Genomic DNA, 17,264 nt, shown 5'->3' on the forward strand with positions numbered 1-17,264 from the left:
TCAATCCTCCCCACGGGCGAGCGTCAGGAAATCGACCCGCGTCGCGGCGATGCGCCTCGCCTCGGCGGCCTGCTCCGCTGCCTGCCGTCGCGCGACGGGGGCAAGCGCCGCCTCGACCCCTGCGCGGTCGCCCTGCCAGAGGGCGTCGAGGATCGCGGCCTGCCGCGCCCGGCAGCGGTCGCGACCGAGATGGTAGGCGAAGCCCGTCCGCCCATCGGCCAGCCGGACGGCGGCGCGGGTGACGCTGACTTCCCCGAGGTTGAAGGGCCGCCCGTCGCCGCCGATGCGGCCGGTGGCCATCACGAGCCCGATTTCCGGCGCGCGCAGATCCTCGGCCTCCGGGGCGCCGAGCCCGACGAGGGCGCGGGCGAGTTCGTCCGCCGTCGCGGCGGTGCAGAGCGCCATGACGCCCCTGCGCGCCTCCGTCCCCGCGTCCCGATCAGCCAAATTCATGACGACCTCCGTGCTTGTCTATATGTGTAGACAACTGGCGCTGGGAGCGCAAATGAAGTTTGTATGACGCCGCTGTTCCAGGGGGGCGGGGCCTGCGTGAGTGAACCGGTCGAAGCGTTGAGCCGTGGGGCGGGTCTCGCCGCGTGGCGGCAGATCGCGGATGCCCTCGAAGCGGAGATCGCGGCGGGCAAGCTGGCGCAGGGGGCGCAGCTCCCCACCGAGGCGGTGCTGGCCATGCGCTTCGGCGTGAACCGGCACACCGTCCGCCGGGCGCTGGGGACGCTCGCCGAGCGCGGGCTGATCCGCGCGAGCCAGGGGCGCGGCACCTTCGTGGAGGCGCCGCCCCTCGCCTACCCGATCGGCCGGCGCACGCGCTTCTCCGAGATCGTGACCGGGGCCGGGCGGGAGCCTTGGGGGGATCTCGTGGCCCATGCGGAGATCGAAGCCGACGCCGAGGGCGCGGCGTTGCTGGGCATCGGCGAGGGCGCCCCGCTGATCGAACTCGTCACCGTCCATCGGGCGGATGGCGTGCCGCTCTCCACCGCGCGGACATGGCTGCCCCTGCCGCGCTTCGCCGGGTTCGCGGAGGCCTATGCGGCGTCCGGCTCGATCACGCGGGCGCTCGCCGCCTGCGGCGTGCCGGACTACACCCGCCTCTCGACGCGCATCCGCGCCCGCCTCGCCGACCCGGCCGAGGCCGCCCGGCTCGACCTGACGCCGGGGCGCGTGGTCATCGTGGTGTCGAGCGTGAACGTCGACGGCGCGGGCGTGCCGGTGCAGGCCAATCGGGCGGTCTTCGCGGCGGACCGGGTGGAAGTGGTGGTGGGCACATAGGCCCCCGCTCACCGCGCCGCGCCACCGATGATCGCCCGGCGCAGGCGCCCGGAAACCCAATCGATCACCGCGACGGTCACAAGGATCATCAGCACCAGGAACGCGACCTGCTGCAGTTCCAAGACGCGGATCAGTTCCGTGAGGTACTGGCCGATGCCGCCCGCCCCGACGATGCCGATGATCGTCGCGGAGCGGGTGTTCGATTCGAAGAAGTACAGCACCTGGCTCGCCAGCACCGGCAGAACGCCGGGGATGAGGCCGAAGCGGATGCGGTGGAGCGCCGACCCGCCCGAGGCGACGACGCCCTCGGCGGGCCTGCGGTCGCAGGTCTCGATGGCTTCGGAGAACAGCTTGCCGAAGGCCCCGACATCCGAGCACGCGATGGCGAGCGCCCCGGCGAAGGGGCCGAGCCCGACGACGTTGATCCAGATGAGCGCCCAGATCAGCACATCGACGGAGCGGATCACATCGAGCCCCCGTCGCACGGCGAACCGCGCGAAGGGGTTCGGCACCACGTTCCGCGCCGCCAGGAAGGCCACGGGAAAGGCGAGGATCGCCGCCGTGAGCGTGCCGAGGAAGGCGATGCCGAGGGTTTCCGCGAGCGCGTGGAGGAATACGCCGAAACGCCCGCCCGCGCTCGGCGGCAGCATCTCCAGCGCGAAGCCGCCGAGGCGCCCAAGGCCGCCGAGGATGCGCGCCAGCGAGAATTCGAGCGCCCACATCCCGTAGGCGGCGAGCCCGAGGATGGCACCGAGCACCGCCAGAAGCCGCAGGCGGCCCGCGATATCCGTGCGGAACTGCTCTGGATGGCGGGCGCGGATCACATCCAGTTCGGCGAGCGCCGTGGCGCGCAGGGAGGACGGGGTGCGCCCGGTCATTGCGTCCCCTCCGCGCCGATGAGGTGATGGCGCAGCTTCTCGGTGCCGAGATCGATGGCGAAGACGGTGAGCACGATCAGCAGGAGGATCGCGCTGACGTCAGAGTAGTAGAAGTTGCGAATCGCGATGAGCAATTCCTGCCCGATCCCGCCCGCGCCGACGAACCCCATCACGCCCGCGCCGCGCACGTTGATCTCGAAGCGCAGCAGCGCGTAGGAGGCGAAGTTCGACAGGACCTGCGGCAGCACGGCGAAGCGCACCGTCTCGACCCAGCTCGCCCCCGTGCCGGTGAGCCCCTCGACGGGCTTCATGTCGATGTTCTCGACCACCTCGGAGAACAGCTTGCCGAGCGCCCCCGTGGTGTGGATCGCCAGCGCCAGCACCCCGACCATCGGGCCGAGGCCGAAGGCGATGACGAAGATCAGCGCGAAGACGATCTCCGGCACCGTGCGGCAGATTTCGAGGTAGCGCTTGGCGGCGAAGCGCAGGGCGGCGCTCCGCACGAGGTTGCCCGCCGCGACGAAGCACAGGACGAACCCGCCGACCGCCCCGAGGAGCGTGCCGAGATAGGCCATCAGCAGGGTCTCGCCGAGGAGCTTCAGCCATTTCGGCAGGCCCCAATACCATTCGGCGACATCCTCCCCGAGATGGGCGGGCCGCAACACCGGCACGATCTGGCCGAGATAGGCCGTGAACTTGCCGATGTTGGCGGCCAGCACGAGGGGGCGCACCTCGGCCGCGTAACCGGCGAGGACGACGAGCACCGCCATCACCGCGAGCCCGATGAGAAAGCGCCGCCGGGCGCCCGCCCGCTCGGCGGCGTAGCGTCCGACGAGGTCGGCGGCCCGCTGGGGCGGAAGGGGCGTCAGGCGGCGCAAGGCTGTGTCACGACTTCCGGCGCTGCTCGTCGTTGAACTTCAGCATCTCGATGATCGGCTGGTAATCCTTCAGCGTCACCGGGGTCAGGCCCTTGTCCTTGCCGTCGGACAGACGGTCGAAGGCGGCCTTGTCCTTGGTCGGCAGCTCCTCGAAGGCGGTGCGGAGCTTCGTCTTCAGCTCGGCCGGCAGGGAATCCAGCATCGCGAAGGGGCCTTCCGGCAGGAACTCCGACTTGAACACCACGCGGAAATCCGACTGCTTCATCGGGGTGCCGTCGGCGTTCTTGAGCATGCCCTTGGCCACCATGCGCGTGACCATGGTGTCGTCCTCGGCATTCCAGAGGTTCGCCGCCGCGTCGGCGGTGCCCTGGGTGAGCGCGAGGACGGCGTTCTCGTGGCTGCCGGCGAAGACCGTCTTGCCGAAGAACTTGTCCACCTCGTACCCGGCCTTCTTCAGGAAGAAGCGCGGCGCCTGGTTGCCGGAGGTGGAGTTCGGATCGACCAGGGCGAGGTTCTTGCCCTTCAGATCGTCGATCGTCTTATAGGGGCTGTCGGCCTTCACGTAGATGACCGAGTAATAGCCCGAGACGCCGGTGTCGTGCTTCTGGTTGACGATGGGCTCGATCTTCACGCCGGTCATCACCGCGCGGGCGAAGGAGGCCGGGCCGTAGAAGGCGAGCTGGATGTTGCCCGCCCGCTGGCCCTCGATCACCGCCGCGTAGTCGTTGGCGACGCGCAGCTTCACCGGCACGCCGATTTCCTTGGTCAGGTATTCGGTGAGCGGGGCGTAGCGGTCGGTCGTGCCGGAGGCGTTCTCGGCCGGGATCACGGCGAGGGTCAGCTCGGGATATTGCGCCTTCCACGCGTCCGCCGCCTGGGCCGCGCCACCGAGGAACCCGAACGCCAGGGCGGCGCCGGTGAGAAACCGTCTAGTGATCATCGTGAATCTCCGTTCGCAAGTCGGCACCCGGCCTGAAGGCCGGGCGCATCACGGGGCGTTTCCTCGTGTCCGGTTCTCAGGCGCCGAGCGCGGCTTCGCGGATCGGGCCCGCCGGGATCGGCATGGGCGGGAAGGGGGTGTTCTCCGCCGCGTCGTCGTCCAGCACCTCGCCGGCCTCCAGGCCGTAGAGGCGGCGCGCCACGTCCTCGGTCAGGTCGAAGCCACGCCCGTCGAACACCACCCGCCCGGCCACCAGCCCGACGAGGCGGTCGCAATAGGCGCGGGCGAGATCCAGCGAATGGAGGTTGCACACCACGGTGATGCCGTAGCGCTTGTTCACCTCCGCGAGGGCGTCCATCACGAGGCGCGTGTTGCGCGGATCGAGGGAGGCGACAGGCTCGTCCGCCAGGATGATTTCCGGCTCCTGCACCAGGGCGCGGGCGATGGCGACGCGCTGCTGCTGGCCGCCGGAGAGCTGGTCCGCCCGCACGGCGGCGAACTGGCCCATGTCGAACCCGTCCAATGCGGCCAGCGCCATGGCGCGGTCGGCCTCGGACCATAGCCGCAGGAGCGAGCGGTGGCTCGGCACATGGCTCAGGCGGCCCATCAGCACGTTGGTCATCACGTCGAGCCGGCCGACGAGGTTGAACTGCTGGAAGATCATGGCGCAGCGTGCCCGCCAGTCGCGCAGGCGGCGGCCGCTGAGGGCGGTGACGTCCGTGCTGCCGTGCAGGATGCGGCCGGAACTCGGCTCGGCGAGGCGGTTGACGAGGCGCAGCAGCGTCGACTTTCCCGCGCCCGACCGGCCGATCACCCCGACGAAGCTACCCGGCTCGATCCGCAGGGACACCCCGTCCAGGGCACGGCGATCACCGTATTGACGCGTCAGGTTATCGATGACGAGCATTCGGGAACCCGGAAAAGGATGGATTCCGTAGACACAGCTTGCACGACACTTGGATGACGATTGCCGGCGAAGTATATTCAGGCTTCGTGCCGCTCGAGGAAACTCTCTATGGAGAGGCTTCGGAAATCCGGCAAAGCTTGGCGAAGACGGTCGTGGTCCCAATTCCACCACGCCAGGCGTTGCAAGCGCTGGGCGATGGCCGGGGGGAACCGCTCGCGCACCGGCCGCGCCGGATTGCCGACGACGATGGCGTAGGGGGCCACGTCGCGGGTCACGATGGCCCCCGCGCCGACCACCGCCCCGGTGCCGATGGTTCGCCCGGGCAGGATGATCGCGCCGTGGCCGATCCAGACATCGTGGCCGATGGCGACCGGGCTCGCGCGGCGACGGTCGAAGAAGCCGTCCTCGTTCGCCTCATCGGGCCAGTAGGCGCGGGCGCGGTAGGTGAAATGCGCCTGGCTCGCCCGCTCCATCGGATGGTTGCCGGGGTTGATGCGCACGCTCGCGGCAATGGAGGTGAACCGGCCGATGGTCGTGTAGATCACCTCCCCATCCTCGACGATGTACGAGTAATCGCCGAGGTCCGTCTCGGTCAGGCGGGTGCGGGCGCCGACTTCGGTGTAACGGCCGAGCCGGCACGCCGTGACTTTCGCGCTCGGATCGATTGTGGGGGTTTCGCTCAGCCGCTCAGCCATGTCCGTCTCCAAAAGGAATGCGCGCGAGCAGCCTGAACGGCTTTGCCTCGTCCTGGCGCAGGATGCCGAGGGAGCGGATCGTGAGCGGCCCGGCGCCGCTGTCCCGGAACGCTTCCGTCAGGCGGGCGTGCCAGGCGGCCTGCGCCTCCTCGGGAAGGGCGTCGGTGAGGGTCATGTGGAAGCGGAATTCCTCGAACACGTGCGGGTAGCCCCAGGCGTCGAGGAGCGCGCGGGCGCGGGGGCTCAGCCGCTCCGGCCGGCGCTTGGTTCGCTCGGCCTCGGTGAGGGGCGCCCGCAGCGGCTCGAACGCGGCGACGCATTCCGCCGCGAACAGGCCGATGGCGGGGGGCGGCGCCACCGGCACCAGGGCGAGGAAGCGGCCCAGCGCCGCCACCGCGAGAGGCCCCACCTCGACTGGCGGATGCGCGGCCGCGAGCCGTTCGGCAGTCGCCAGGAGTGCGGCCTCGTCCACCCCGGCCGCGAGGCGCATCGGCGCCTTGAGCGTCGCGTGGAAGCCGTAGACCCGCGCCCCCGCCGTGACCTCCGTGAGGCCGGATTCCTGCGGCACGGCCTCGCCCGACACGTTGTCGTAGCCGAGCACCGTTCGGCCGAAGGCCTCCAGCGCCGAGCCGGGCTCCGGCAGCGCGTAGATCGCGTAGCGGGGTTCGCTCATCGGGAGGCTCCGGGGCTGAGAAGAAGCCTCTCGCCCATGCGCAGCCGCGCGCCCTCGCGCAAGCCCGGCGCGAGGCTGTAGCCCGGCGGGGCCAGCACCACGATGGTCGAGCCGTGCTCGAACCAGCCCATCTCCGCGCCCTTCGTCAGGTGCGCGGAACAGGGAAGTGTGCGCCCGCCCGTCGCCCGCAGATCGTTCCCCTCGGCCAGGAAGCCGAGCTTCAGCCCGGCCACGAGGATCGCGGCCACCGGCACGAGGGTCATCGCCGCCCCGTCGTCCAGGCGCACGCGAATCACCGCCCGCTCGTTGCGGCAGAACAGGGCCTCGACGCGCTTTAACGCGATGGGGTTCACGTTCCACGTGTCGCCCCAGAGGTGGCGCACCGAATCGACCCGCAGGTCGGAGGGGGCGTGGAAGCGGTGGTACATCCCCGCCGTCAGGCGAAGCGTCGCGTAGGCGCAGCCCTCGTGGGTGTGGGCCAGGGCCTCGTCCTGCAGGAGGTCGGCGAGGCGATAGGCGCTGCCCTTCACCTGCAGCACCTGCCCGGCCCAGACGGTGCCGTTCGCCCCGAGGATCGCGTCGGACGGGCTGACCAGTACGGCGGGGTCCGGGTCCACGATCCGCGCGCCGGGCCGCAACTCGCGCACGAAGGCATCGTGCAGGCTCTTGAAGCGCGTCTCCTTCGCGTCGGAGAGATCGACGTCACAGAACAACCTCCAGAGGAACAGGGAGGCATCCCGCACCAGGGGCTGCTCGATGCGGCTGATTCGGCCCATCACTTGGGTCGCGAGGCGCCGGGGCAGGCGGTTGGTGAGAAGGAAGTTCAGGTCTTCCTGCGCGCCGATTCGGCCCAACGCGGTGCGAAGCGTCATCATCCCGTGAACCGTTCCCGTTAGCCGCGACCGTGATGGACGCGCTTCTCACTTCCCTGTCGGCCGCCGCGGCGGTCGCCCTCGCCCTGCCGCCCACCGTGCGGCGCCTTCAGCTCTCGCGAGCGAAGCACCCGTCGCTGACCGGCCATGCCCGGATGGCCCGGCGAATCGCCCGCCAGATCCCAGCCTATGCCTACGATTCACGACAGTTCTTCCGCGCCGACGATCCGGCCGAGGCGGTGGCGCTGGCCCGCGAGGCCGCCTTCGCCCGCCTGTCGGACGAGTTCCGCATGCGCTTCGCTAGGAGCCGCGCCGAGACCGAGCGCGTCCGCTCCGGCCTCTCGGACCTGCAATTCACCGGCCTCTACCGGGTGCCGTTCCAGTTCGCGGAGCCCGTCCGCACGAATCTCGGCGCGGGCGCCTTCATGGCCGCCTCGGACGGGGTCACGATCACCGATCTCGACGGCAACACATTCCACGACCTCGCCGGCTCCTACGGCGTGAACCTGTTCGGCGTCAATTTCTACCGGGCCTGCCTGGAGGACGGGGCCGCCCGCGTCGCGGCCCTGGGGCCGGTGCTCGGCTCGCTCCACCCGGTGGTGGCCCACAACGTCGCCCGGCTGAAGGCCCTCTCCGGCCTCGACGAGGTGTCGTTCCACATGTCCGGCACCGAGGCGGTGATGCAGGCGGTGCGGCTCGCCCGCTATCATACCGGGAAGCGGCGGATCGTCCGGTTCTGCGGCGCCTATCACGGCTGGTGGGGCGATGTGCAGCCGGGCATCGGGAACCCCGTCGCGGCCAACGACACGCTGACGCTGGCCGAAATGTCCGAGCGGACGCTGCACGTGCTGGCCACCCGCAAGGACGTGGCGTGCGTCCTCGTGAACCCGTTGCAGGCCATGCACCCGAACGCGGGCGCCCCGTCCGATTCGGCCCTGGTCGACAGCGCCCGCAAGGCGCATTTCGACCGCGCCGCCTACACGGAGTGGCTCGCCAAACTGCGCGAGGTCTGCACCAAGCGCGGCATCGTTCTCATTCTGGATGAGGTCTTCCTGGGCTTCCGCCTCGCGAAAGGGGGCGCGCAGGAATACTTCAACGTCCGCGCCGACCTCGTGACCTACGGCAAGACCCTTGGCGGCGGGTTGCCGGTGGGCGTGCTCTGCGGCCGGGCCGACCTGATGCGCCGCTACCGCGAGGACCGGCCGATCGACATCTGCTTCGCGCGCGGCACCTTCAACGCCCACCCGCAGGTGATGGGCGCCATGGCCGCCTTCCTCGACAGGCTGGAGACGCCGGAGGTCGCGGCGCTGTACGACGGACTCGACGCCACCTGGGACGGGCGGGCCGCCGCGCTGAACCGGCGGCTGGAGGAGGCGGGCCTGCCGGTGCGGGTCGCCAACCTCTCGACGGTCTGGACCGTGCTCTACACCCGGCCCTCCCGCTACAATTGGATGCTGCAATTCTACCTGCGGTCGGCGGGGCTGCACCTGTCCTGGGTCGGGACCGGACGCCTGATCTTCAGCCTCGCCTATGGCGACTTCGAATTCGCCACCGTGGCCGAGCGGTTCCTCGCCGCCTGCGCGGCGATGAAGGCCGACCGCTGGTGGGACGGGCCGGAGACCACCGACAAGGCGATCCGCCGTTCGGTGCTGAAGGAGGCGGCGCGGGTGCGGCTCGGGCTGGCGCCGAGGGCCTGACACGAAAAAGCCCCTCCCCCCGCGAGGGGGAAGGGGCGTGATCCCGCGAGGGATGGATCAGGCGTGGTGTTCGGCCTGCTCTTCCTCGTCGATCATCTCGCCCTGGAGCAGCCGCAGCGGCGCCTTGTGGTAGAGCTTGATGTCGTGGAACGGGTCGGTGAGGATCTTGGTCGCCCAGACCACGCCGGTCTGCACGCTCTGCTGGATGCAGAGCTGGCCGACGCGGAAGAGCAGGCCGCCGAGCGCCAGCCACAGCCAGACCCAGCCGACATTGTGCACCACGCCGGACCAATCCGCCGCCGGGGTGAGCAGGCCGAAGAAGCTCGGGCTGAAGTAGAGCGGCAGGGGCGACAGCACCCAGATCGAGAGCAGCACGATCTTGCGTTGCAGGTTGTAGCCGACCTTGATCTCTTCCTTGTGCTCGTGGGTCGCGTGGTTGACGTGGTCGTAGCCCTTCGGCTCGAAGAACAGATGCCCCGCCTGACGGCTCGTCATCGCCAGGAGCCAACCGACCAGGGCGGCCTTGGCCGGATCCTTGAACGCCAGCACGTAGGCCACCAGGAAGCAGATGGCGCTGACCACGTGCAGGCTCTGGTTGATGAGGTTGTGGTGATAGTAGCGGTGGTCATCCCATCGCTGGGTGCGCAGCGCTTCCCTGAAGCTGGCCATGCCTCGACACTCCGTTCTGTGATTTCTGTGGAGAAGGAAGCGGCCGGTCAGGCCGTCTTGCGCATGCGGATGAGGGAGAAGTGGCCGAGCGGCGGCAATTCCCGTCGCTCCACGATCTCGATGCCGGGCGCGGCGGCGGCCCAGGTCGTGTAGCGCGCCCACGGAAACTCCGTGCGCCAGCCCAGCCGGCTGGTGATGGGGGCCAGCGCGTGCTCGATGGCCTTGCGCAGGCCGCGCTCGGCGCCGATGCGGCTGGTGATGATGATCTCGCCGCCGGGCCGGAGCACGCGGGCGAACTCATCGAGGGCGGCTTCCGGGTTCGGCACCGCCGTCACCACGTATTGCGCCACCACCACGTCGAAGGATTCGTCGGGCAGTTCTAGGCGTTCGGCATCCATCACCGCCAGACGCTCGACGTTGCGCAGACCGAGACGCTTCACCCGCGCCTCCGCCTTCTCCAGCATGGGCGCCGAAATATCGATGCCGAAGACGCTGCGCGACTTGGCATAGGCCGGCAGCGACAGGCCGGTGCCGACGCCCACTTCGAGCACCCGCCCGCCGACACGCTCGGCGGCCGAGGCGGCGAGGCTGCGGCCCCGGGCGAAGACGGGCCCGAAGACGAGATCGTAGACGGGAGCCCAGCGCCCGTAGGCCCGCGCAACCCCGTCACGGTTCAGGGCAGCGCCGAGCGCGCCCGGCCGGGAGGAATCCCGGCTGTCCAATCCGATGGCCAAGTGTCGAAACCTTCCCTCAGGCGGTGGCGTCAGGCAGGGAGCCCGCCCGCCTCGATGCGAAGCCGACAGCAGATGTATGGTTGATTTTTGAATGTTCTGTGACACCATGCACGATACGCGCACTATTGGATCGCGCGTTGCAAGTTTTAACTAGCCGGCTTACCGCTTGAATACGCGGACGATACGCACGTAAGTCGGCAAATAACGCACCCTGCCGTCGTGCCTTGCGCTACAGCGACAGCACGTCAACGGCGGAACCGAGCCGCGCGGACGCGATCTCGGCGACGTGGCGGTGGTGGGTGAACAGGATCGGCTGCACCGTGCCGCCGATCTCGGCCAGGGTTTCGAGCCCGTGGCCGGTGCGCGCATCGTCGAAGGTCGAGAACAGGTCGTCGCCGACGAAGGGCGCGGGCTCGGCCCGGCCGGCGTAATCCTCCAGATGGGCGAGGCGCAGGGCGAGGTAGAGCTGGTCGCGGGTGCCCTCGCTCATGGCCTCGATGCCGACGAGTTCGCCCCCCGCCGCACGCCGCCCCACGAGGCGGGGCGTGTCGTCCTCGTCGTAGCTCTGGGCGAGGCCGTCGAAGCCGCCGCCGGTCAGTCGCCGGAACAGGATCCCGGCGCGTGTGATCATGGGATCCTGTTGTCCTGCGCGGTGCTTGGCGACGGCGGCGCCGAGCATCATCCCGGCCAGCCGCAGCACCGCCCAGGAGCGCGCCGCCTCCTGCATCTGCGCCTCGGCGCCCTTGCGCGCGGCGAGCGCCAGTTCGGCGCCCGTGCCGCCTTCGAGTTCGGCGCGGCGGGCCAGCTCGCGCTCGCGGTCGGAATAGACGACCCGGCTGCGGTCCTCGACCGCCTCGGCCTCGGCGGCCAAAGCCGCCAGACCGGCCTCGATCGCCTCGGGCGGGGTCTCGGCGAGGCCCGCGCGCAGGTCCGCCTCCGACAGCCCATCGCCGGCCGTGGTGAGGTCGCGCCCGCGCAACCGGGCGAGGTCCCCGCGCAGACGCTCGCGAGCGTCGAGCCGGGCATGAAGGGCGGCGAGGTCGTCCAGGGAGGGCGCCCCGTGGTCCGGCAGCCGCTCGGAGGCGAGGACGACGAGCCGGCCCCGCGCCACCTCGCCCTCGCTCGCGGCCTCGGCGGCGGCGCGTCCGGCGGCGTCCTGCAACCGCGTCAGCTCCGTCCGGCGGACGGCCTCGGCCTGGGCCGCTTCGAGGCGGGTGTGCAGGGTGCGGATGCCGGCGCCCGGCGACATGTCGGCGAGGTCCGGCGCGAGGTCGCCCACCAGGGACGCGGCGGCGGATTGGAACAGGTCCCGGTCGCGGACGAGACCCCTCACCCGGCGGGCGAGGTCCGAATGCTGCGCCAGGGCCTGGGGCACGTCGCGCCACGCGGCCAAGGCTCCCTCGGCCTCCTCCAGGCCGGCGCTCGCGGGCAGCGCCAGGGCCGTGACCGCGCCGGCCCAGGCGTCGCGCCAGAGGGCGCGGCGGGCGGCCGTCTCGGCCAGGATCGCCTCCTGCCGTTCGGCTGCCTGTCGGGCGGCACCGAGCCGGCCGGTCGCCTCCCGCCCGGCCTCCCACTTCGTGGCGAGGGCGCGCAGATGCCCCTCCAGCCCGTCCAGCAGGGCGGTGAGGTCGAGCCCCGGCAGCACCTCCATCCCGGCGCGGGTGCAGAGGGCCGCCAGGGGCTCCCGAGCCGCCGCGATCTCGGCGGCGTAGCGGTCGCGGCTGATGCGCTCGTCGGCGAGGTCCTGCTCGGCCCCGATCACCGCCTGCGCCTCGGCGAGCCAGCGGGCCATCTCGACGGGCGGACCGGGGCGGATGCCGGCCTCCCGCCAGGCCTCCTGCCACGCGGCCTCGCCCTCGGCGACGTCGGCCTCGCAGGCTGTGAGCGTGCCTTCCTCCTCGGCCACCTCGGCGAGGCAGGCCGCGAGGCGGTGCTGGTCGGCGGCGTGGGCCGCGACCCGCGCCGCATCCTCCGCGCGGGCGTCGGCGAGACGGTCGGCGGCCTCCACCGCCCGCTCGAAGGCAGCGACGGCCTCGGGGGCGGCGCCGGTTCCGGCGATGAGGGCATCGCGCAGGGGGGCGAAGGCGCCGGACCGGGCTTCGCGCAGGGCGGCGAGGCGCTCCTGCGTCGCCACGGGCCCGGCGGCCTCGCGCTCGTCGAGGCGGACGCGGATCTCCGCGACCCGGCGGCGGGCGGCGGCGAGGCGGTCGGCGACCCGCCCGCGCTCCCGCGCCGCCTCGTCCAGAAGGGTCTGGAACCGCCCGATGGCCTCCGCCGAGGGGAGCGGGGTCCGCGCCAGGGCGGCGGGGTCGGCGATGGACGGGGAGAGGCGCCCCGCCCGGTCGCGCAGGAAGTCGGCCGCCCGGCGGATGCCGTCCTCGAATTCCCGGTGCCGGGCGATGGTCTCGCGCAGGCGCACGAAGGGGCGCAGCATCTCGCGCAAGGGCGCGGGATCGAGGACGGAACCGGCCGCCTCGCCCTCGCGGATCAGGCGGTCGCGCTCGGCGCGGGCGGTCTCGGCCTCCCGCACCGCCTGGGCCTCGGCGGCATCGAGCGCCCGGCCCTCGCGCAAATGGCGCTCGATCCCGGCGCGGGCGGCGTCGGTGGGGAGGGCGTCGGCCAGGGCCTCGCGGCTGCGCAAGCCGAGCCGGGCGCAGAGCCGGTCGAGGGCCTGTTCGGCCCGCTCGGCCTCGCCGCGCAGGCGGGTGAGGTCGGTCCCGTCCTTCTCGAAGCGGTCGATCCCCCGGAACGCCTCCAGGATCTCCTCCGCACGCATCGCGAGGGGCGCCGCCGGGGGCAGCGCCTCGACCTCGGCCCGCGCCCTGGCGAGGGCGGCGGCGGCGCGGGCGGCCTCGACCTCGGCGGCGCGGCATTCGGCCAGCGCCTGCCCGAGCCGCGCGATCCAGGCGCCGTCCGCCTCGACGGCGAGAGGATCCTCCGCGAGGCGGGCTTCCAGGGCGTCGATCTCGGCCAGAACCGGCCCCGCCCGCTTCAGGCGTTCGAGCCGCGCCCGCGCGGCGGCGAGGCGTCCGCGCTCGGTGCGGAGCGCGTCGAGGTCCGCGCCCGCCGCGTCGATGGTTTCGTTGAGCTGGCGCCACTCGGCGGGGGAGAGGCCGGTCTCGCGCTCGGCCTTGCGTGAATCCTGCCACCGGTCGAGGGCTTGGTAGAAGGTGCGGTGCCCCGCCTTGCGCGGGGTGAAGATCGCCTCGGCCTCGCCGTCGAGCCGGGCCTGCAACTCGGTGAGGCCGCGCAGGCCGGAGCCCGCCGCGAACAGGCTCGCGCCGACCTCGCCCTCCACGGCGACCATCTCCTTGCCGCCCTTGCGCAGGGCCTCGGCATCAAGGCCGAAGGCGCGGCAGAAGACCGGGCGCGACAGCCCGCCGAGGAACGGCGCCAGGGCATCGTCGGGCAGGGCCGCATCCGCCCCGTCGACGAGGGTGCGGGCATTGCCCTTGCGGCGGCGGAAGGCGAGGCGCCGCCCGTCGGCCGCCGCGATCTCGGCGCCGATGCGCAGCGACGGCATGTCGTGCAGGAAGGCGTAATCGGTGCTCTTGCCGAACCCGAACAGCAGCTCCGTGACGGCGGCGAGCGCGGTGCTCTTGCCGGCCTCGTTGGCGCCGAGCACCACGTGCAGCCGGGCATCCGGCCGGAAGGTCAGGGTGCGGTCGGTGAAGGCGCCGAAGCGCTCCAGGGTGAGGTTGAGGAGGCGCATCAGCAGCTCCGCCCGGAGAGGCGGCCCAGGACGAGGGCCTGCGCCTCGGCGCAGAGGGCGTCGAACTCGGCCTCGATGGCGGCCTCGTCCGCGACGCCGGCGGGCATCTTGCGGACGATTTCGGCCAGCGCCGCCTGGGCGCGCTCGCGGAAGTCCGGATCGCGGTCGATGTCGGCCATCAGGGCGCTGGGGTCGATGCCCGCCGCGAAGGCGGGGATTTCGGCTTGGGGCCGGCGCGTCTCGACCTTCAGCCGTTCCAGCCAGATCTCCTCGTGCACCCGGTGCGCGGCGGCCTGCACCTCGGCGGCGAGGTCGTCTCGGTCGGCGCAGAGCCGGTCATGGGCGGCGCTCTCGCCGGTCAGGTGGACGCGCACGAGGATCAGGCGCGAGGCGGCGACCGGGGCGAGCGGGCGCAGGGCCGCCTCCACCCGCTCATGGGCCGCCGAGGGCTCGGACACGCCGGAGAGATCGACGGCGAGGCGTTCGAACCGCGCCCGGTCGAAGACCAGCCGCTCGACGTCCCGCACCCGCCCGTCCTCTACCGTCACGAGCACGGCGCCGCGCGGGCCGCATTCGCGCACGCTCCGGCCCTGGAGATTGCCGGGGAAGACGATCCACGGGTCTTGGGAGAGTTCCTGATACTCGTGGATATGGCCGAGCGCCCAGTATTCGTAGCCGCGCAGCGCCAGATCCTGCACCGAGCAGGGGGCGTAGGTGGCGTGCTCGGCATAGCCCGCGCAGGAGGTGTGCAGCACGCCGAGGTTGAACCAGCCCGGCACGGCGGCCGGATAGCCGAGCGCGATGTTCTCCTCCACCGCCCGGTTCGGGAAGCTGCGCCCGTGGAGGGCGACCTTCCAGGCGTCGAGCCGGTGCGTCGTCGCCCGGTTGGAGGGGAAGACGTGGACGGATTGCGGCAGGGTGATCGAGCGGGTGATGACGCTCTCGGCGTCATGGTTGCCGCGCACCATCACGACGGGGATGCCGGCGCGGTCCAGCCGCCCGACCTGCCGGGCGAAGAACAGGCCGATGGAGGCATCCGCCCAATCGCCGTCGTAGATGTCCCCCGCCACCACGACGAAGGCCACCTTCCGCTCGATGGCGGCAGTCACGAGATCCTCGAACGCCCCCCGCCCCGCCGCCGCGAGGCGCCGGGCGAGGTCGGCATCGCGCCCGGCGAGCCCGGTGAGCGGGCTGCCGAGGTGAAGGTCGGCGGCGTGGACGAACTGGAAACGCGACATCCGGGTCCTGGGCGACGGCCGGTGTTCTTAGGACGTTCCGGTGTGGCGGCTCAAGGGAGCGGGTGGGGGCGTCCACCGCCGCGTTAATTTTTTCGCACCCGGATTCCTGGCGCTGAAACTTTCCGCCCCCCGGCCTCCGTAGAGGCCAGCGACGCCCCGATGGGCGCTGATCAAGGGAGCCACCATGTCCAAGTCGATCCGTCGCCTCGCCCTCGCGCTGGGCCTCGCCGCCGCCGCCGCGAGCCCGGCCCTCGCCAAGAACCCGATGGTCGGCGGCGCGCCGATGTACGCCAACAAAACCATCGTCGAGAACGCGGTGAACTCGAAGGACCACACCACCCTGGTCGCGGCCGTGAAGGCGGCTGGCCTCGTGGATACCCTGTCCGGCCCCGGCCCGTTCACCGTCTTCGCGCCGACCAACGCCGCCTTCGCCAAGCTGCCGCCGGGCACCGTCGAGACCCTGGTCCAGCCGCAGAACAAGGCGCAGCTGACCAGCATCCTGACCTACCACGTCGTTCCGGGCGTCTACACCGCCAAGGAGCTGATGGCGGCGGTGCGCCAGGGCGGCGGCCAGGCCGAGCTGAAGACCGTGCAGGGCGAGCCCCTGACCGTGACGACCAAGGGCAAGGCCGTGATGCTCACCGACACCAAGGGCAACATGGCCAAGGTCACGATCCCGAACGTCATGCAGTCGAACGGCGTGATCCACGTCATCAACGGCGTGATGATGCCCTGATCGGGCCTGCGGGCCCCGGCCTCGCCGGGGTCCGCCCCTCGTCAATCGCGCACGAGCTTGCCCGAGTAGATCACCGGCCCGGTCGGCGAACCGGTGGGCGAGCCGCCCTTCGGCTCCACCGACACCGCGAGACTTGCCCCCTCGGCGCCCTGGCGCAGGGCCGCCGGCACGGGCAGACGGGCCGAGGCGTCGGTCACGAGGCCGAGCGAACGCGGCGCGGCCCCCGCTCCCACGTACCAAAGTTCCAGGCTGCGATCCGGCGGCGTTTCCGCCGCGAGGCTACGGACCTGCACGAGGCCGCTGCCGAGATCGACGCGCACGATCAGCGCCGGAAGGGCACCGCCTCGATCCACCACCGCGAGATACTGCGCGCCCTCGCCGGCCGGACGCGGCCCGGCGGCGATCCACAGGGCGAGGCCCGCCGCGAGCGCCCCCGCCCCCATCGCCGCCACGCGCCAGCGCCGCGCCGCCCGCTCCAACCGAATGATCTGCGCCCCGCCCGCGACCGCGCCGGGCGTCCCGCCGGTGCGCGCCGCGATGCCCGCCCAGGTAGCGGGGCTCGGCGCCACCGAAGGCGTTGCCACGGCGAGCGGCGCGAGCCGCGCCTCCCAGTTGGCCACCAGGGCGCGCAGGCCCGCATCTCCGTCGAGGGCACGGGCGAAGGCGGCGCGTTCCTCCGGCGGCAGGGTGCCGAGCACGTATTCGCCGGCCGTGCCGTCCGGATCGTCGGGCCAGGAATGCGGGGTGCTCATGCCGCCTCCAGGCAGCCGCGCAGGCTGATGAGGCCCCGGCGCAGCCAGGTCTTCACCGTGTTGGCAGGGCAGCCGAACCGCGCGGCCAGTTCCTCCCGCGACCAGCCCTCGCAATAGGCGAGGACGAGGCATTCGCGCTGGGGCACCTCCACCGTGCCGAGGCAATGGGCCAAGGCATCCCGCCGGGCGAGGTCGCCCTCGCCGTCGCCGAGATCGGGCAGGCGTTCCAGCCAGCCCTCCTCCACCTGCGTCAGGCGGGCGGCCTTCTCCTGCCGCAGGCGGTCGATGGCGCCGTTCCGGGCGATGGCGACCAGCCAGACGAGCGGGGCGCCGGCCCGTGAATCATAGCTGCCAGCCCGCTGCCAGATGCGCACGAACACCTCCTGCAGCGTGTCTTCCGCCGCGCCCCGATCCCGAAGGATACGGAGGACGATCCCCAGAAGTTTCGGGGCGGCCTGATCATAAAGGGCGCGCAGGGCCGCCTGATCGCCCCCGGCGACAGCCTCGATCAGCCGCGCCAAATCGCCGTTGCGCTGGGCGCTCCCCAAGGCACTCCCCCCTGCTGCGGCCAAGCCGCTCGGGGCGGCACCATAACC

Annotated in this window: 17 protein-coding genes; 3 read left to right on the top strand and 14 right to left on the bottom strand. The window is 71.8% G+C overall.

All coding sequences use genetic code 11. From position 1 onward, the window contains the following. Positions 1-453 (bottom strand): phosphonate C-P lyase system protein PhnG, encoded by a 453-nt coding sequence (phnG, locus tag MKK52_RS24030; RefSeq protein WP_243958735.1) that lies wholly within the window; start codon positions 451-453, stop codon positions 1-3. Positions 454-516: 63 nt separating this feature from the next. Here phnG and phnF point away from each other — a divergent pair, with 63 nt between their 5' ends. Continuing rightward, the gene (gene phnF / locus MKK52_RS24035; protein WP_243958737.1) at positions 517-1,287 is read left to right on the top strand and encodes a phosphonate metabolism transcriptional regulator PhnF; all 771 of its coding nucleotides are present in this window, start codon (positions 517-519) and stop codon (positions 1,285-1,287) included. An 8-nt stretch (positions 1,288-1,295) separates the two neighbouring features. On the opposite strand, the gene phnE (MKK52_RS24040) is transcribed toward phnF, so the two are convergent. The 7 genes from phnE (MKK52_RS24040) to asd form a co-directional block, all read right to left on the bottom strand. Beyond that, on the bottom strand, positions 1,296-2,165 hold the full coding sequence (gene phnE, locus MKK52_RS24040; protein ID WP_243958739.1) for a phosphonate ABC transporter, permease protein PhnE: 870 nt from the start codon (positions 2,163-2,165) through the stop codon (positions 1,296-1,298). Further along, positions 2,162-3,043, bottom strand: coding sequence for a phosphonate ABC transporter, permease protein PhnE (gene phnE / locus MKK52_RS24045; protein ID WP_243958741.1), 882 nt, complete (start codon positions 3,041-3,043; stop codon positions 2,162-2,164). Before phnE (MKK52_RS24045) ends, phnE (MKK52_RS24040) begins: the two co-directional genes overlap by 4 nt. Positions 3,044-3,050: 7 nt before the next feature. Continuing rightward, on the bottom strand, positions 3,051-3,983 hold the full coding sequence (phnD, locus tag MKK52_RS24050; RefSeq protein WP_243958743.1) for a phosphonate ABC transporter substrate-binding protein: 933 nt from the start codon (positions 3,981-3,983) through the stop codon (positions 3,051-3,053). A gap of 76 nt (positions 3,984-4,059) precedes the next feature. Beyond that, positions 4,060-4,890, bottom strand: a complete 831-nt coding sequence (gene phnC / locus MKK52_RS24055; protein WP_243958745.1) for a phosphonate ABC transporter ATP-binding protein — start codon at positions 4,888-4,890, stop codon at positions 4,060-4,062. A gap of 77 nt (positions 4,891-4,967) precedes the next feature. Beyond that, positions 4,968-5,585, bottom strand: a complete 618-nt coding sequence (locus MKK52_RS24060; protein WP_243958748.1) for a chloramphenicol acetyltransferase — start codon at positions 5,583-5,585, stop codon at positions 4,968-4,970. Continuing rightward, a complete protein-coding gene (locus tag MKK52_RS24065) occupies positions 5,578-6,258 on the bottom strand; it encodes a DUF1045 domain-containing protein (protein ID WP_243958750.1) in 681 nt (226 codons plus the stop codon). The genes MKK52_RS24060 and MKK52_RS24065 overlap by 8 nt, the downstream gene beginning before the upstream one ends. Further along, positions 6,255-7,130, bottom strand: coding sequence for an archaetidylserine decarboxylase (asd, locus tag MKK52_RS24070; protein WP_243959719.1), 876 nt, complete (start codon positions 7,128-7,130; stop codon positions 6,255-6,257). The genes MKK52_RS24065 and asd overlap by 4 nt, the downstream gene beginning before the upstream one ends. Before the next feature lie 35 nt (positions 7,131-7,165). On the opposite strand from asd, the gene MKK52_RS24075 reads away from it, so the two are divergent. Beyond that, positions 7,166-8,827, top strand: coding sequence for an aminotransferase class III-fold pyridoxal phosphate-dependent enzyme (locus MKK52_RS24075; RefSeq protein WP_243958752.1), 1,662 nt, complete (start codon positions 7,166-7,168; stop codon positions 8,825-8,827). Between the two features lie 57 nt (positions 8,828-8,884). Here MKK52_RS24075 and MKK52_RS24080 read toward each other — a convergent pair whose 3' ends face one another. The 4 genes from MKK52_RS24080 to MKK52_RS24095 all read right to left on the bottom strand — a co-directional run bounded on the left by MKK52_RS24080 (position 8,885) and on the right by MKK52_RS24095 (position 15,180). Continuing rightward, entirely contained in the window at positions 8,885-9,496 is a 612-nt protein-coding gene (locus MKK52_RS24080) for a hypothetical protein (protein ID WP_243958755.1), read from the bottom strand. Positions 9,497-9,543: 47 nt separating this feature from the next. Then, complete coding sequence (locus tag MKK52_RS24085; protein WP_409564733.1) at positions 9,544-10,230, bottom strand: class I SAM-dependent methyltransferase; 687 nt, start codon at positions 10,228-10,230, stop codon at positions 9,544-9,546. Positions 10,231-10,459: 229 nt separating this feature from the next. Further along, positions 10,460-13,942: a YhaN family protein gene (locus MKK52_RS24090; RefSeq protein WP_243958757.1), complete on the bottom strand. Its 3,483-nt coding sequence runs from the start codon at positions 13,940-13,942 to the stop codon at positions 10,460-10,462. Next, a complete protein-coding gene (locus tag MKK52_RS24095; RefSeq protein ID WP_243958759.1) occupies positions 13,942-15,180 on the bottom strand; it encodes an exonuclease SbcCD subunit D in 1,239 nt (412 codons plus the stop codon). Before MKK52_RS24095 ends, MKK52_RS24090 begins: the two co-directional genes overlap by 1 nt. A gap of 184 nt (positions 15,181-15,364) precedes the next feature. On the opposite strand from MKK52_RS24095, the gene MKK52_RS24100 reads away from it, so the two are divergent. Continuing rightward, positions 15,365-15,916 (top strand): fasciclin domain-containing protein, encoded by a 552-nt coding sequence (locus MKK52_RS24100; protein ID WP_243958761.1) that lies wholly within the window; start codon positions 15,365-15,367, stop codon positions 15,914-15,916. Positions 15,917-15,957: 41 nt separating this feature from the next. Here the strand turns inward: MKK52_RS24100 and MKK52_RS24105 are convergent, their stop codons facing one another. After that, positions 15,958-16,668: an anti-sigma factor domain-containing protein gene (locus MKK52_RS24105; protein WP_243958766.1), complete on the bottom strand. Its 711-nt coding sequence runs from the start codon at positions 16,666-16,668 to the stop codon at positions 15,958-15,960. Beyond that, positions 16,665-17,216, bottom strand: a complete 552-nt coding sequence (locus MKK52_RS24110) for a sigma-70 family RNA polymerase sigma factor (RefSeq protein ID WP_243958768.1) — start codon at positions 17,214-17,216, stop codon at positions 16,665-16,667. The genes MKK52_RS24105 and MKK52_RS24110 overlap by 4 nt, the downstream gene beginning before the upstream one ends. Positions 17,217-17,264: the final 48 nt, after the last annotated feature.

Source organism: Methylobacterium sp. J-067 (genome assembly GCF_022829465.1).
GTDB lineage: Bacteria > Pseudomonadota > Alphaproteobacteria > Rhizobiales > Beijerinckiaceae > Methylobacterium > Methylobacterium litchii.

Bases quoted from the DNA above. Each gene is read 5' to 3' on its own strand.
- MKK52_RS24080 (WP_243958755.1), bottom strand. From the start codon at position 9,496: ATGGCCAGCTTCAGGGAAGCGCTGCGCACCCAGCGATGGGATGACCAC.
- MKK52_RS24060 (WP_243958748.1), bottom strand. From the start codon at position 5,585: ATGGCTGAGCGGCTGAGCGAAACCCCCACAATCGATCCGAGCGCGAAA.
- asd (WP_243959719.1), bottom strand. From the start codon at position 7,130: ATGACGCTTCGCACCGCGTTGGGCCGAATCGGCGCGCAGGAAGACCTG.
- MKK52_RS24095 (WP_243958759.1), bottom strand. From the start codon at position 15,180: ATGTCGCGTTTCCAGTTCGTCCACGCCGCCGACCTTCACCTCGGCAGC.
- MKK52_RS24100 (WP_243958761.1), top strand. From the start codon at position 15,365: ATGTCCAAGTCGATCCGTCGCCTCGCCCTCGCGCTGGGCCTCGCCGCC.
- MKK52_RS24090 (WP_243958757.1), bottom strand. From the start codon at position 13,942: ATGCGCCTCCTCAACCTCACCCTGGAGCGCTTCGGCGCCTTCACCGAC.
- phnC (WP_243958745.1), bottom strand. From the start codon at position 4,890: ATGCTCGTCATCGATAACCTGACGCGTCAATACGGTGATCGCCGTGCC.
- phnF (WP_243958737.1), top strand. From the start codon at position 517: ATGACGCCGCTGTTCCAGGGGGGCGGGGCCTGCGTGAGTGAACCGGTC.
- phnG (WP_243958735.1), bottom strand. From the start codon at position 453: ATGAATTTGGCTGATCGGGACGCGGGGACGGAGGCGCGCAGGGGCGTC.
- MKK52_RS24105 (WP_243958766.1), bottom strand. From the start codon at position 16,668: ATGAGCACCCCGCATTCCTGGCCCGACGATCCGGACGGCACGGCCGGC.
- phnD (WP_243958743.1), bottom strand. From the start codon at position 3,983: ATGATCACTAGACGGTTTCTCACCGGCGCCGCCCTGGCGTTCGGGTTC.
- MKK52_RS24065 (WP_243958750.1), bottom strand. From the start codon at position 6,258: ATGAGCGAACCCCGCTACGCGATCTACGCGCTGCCGGAGCCCGGCTCG.
- MKK52_RS24075 (WP_243958752.1), top strand. From the start codon at position 7,166: ATGGACGCGCTTCTCACTTCCCTGTCGGCCGCCGCGGCGGTCGCCCTC.
- phnE (WP_243958739.1), bottom strand. From the start codon at position 2,165: ATGACCGGGCGCACCCCGTCCTCCCTGCGCGCCACGGCGCTCGCCGAA.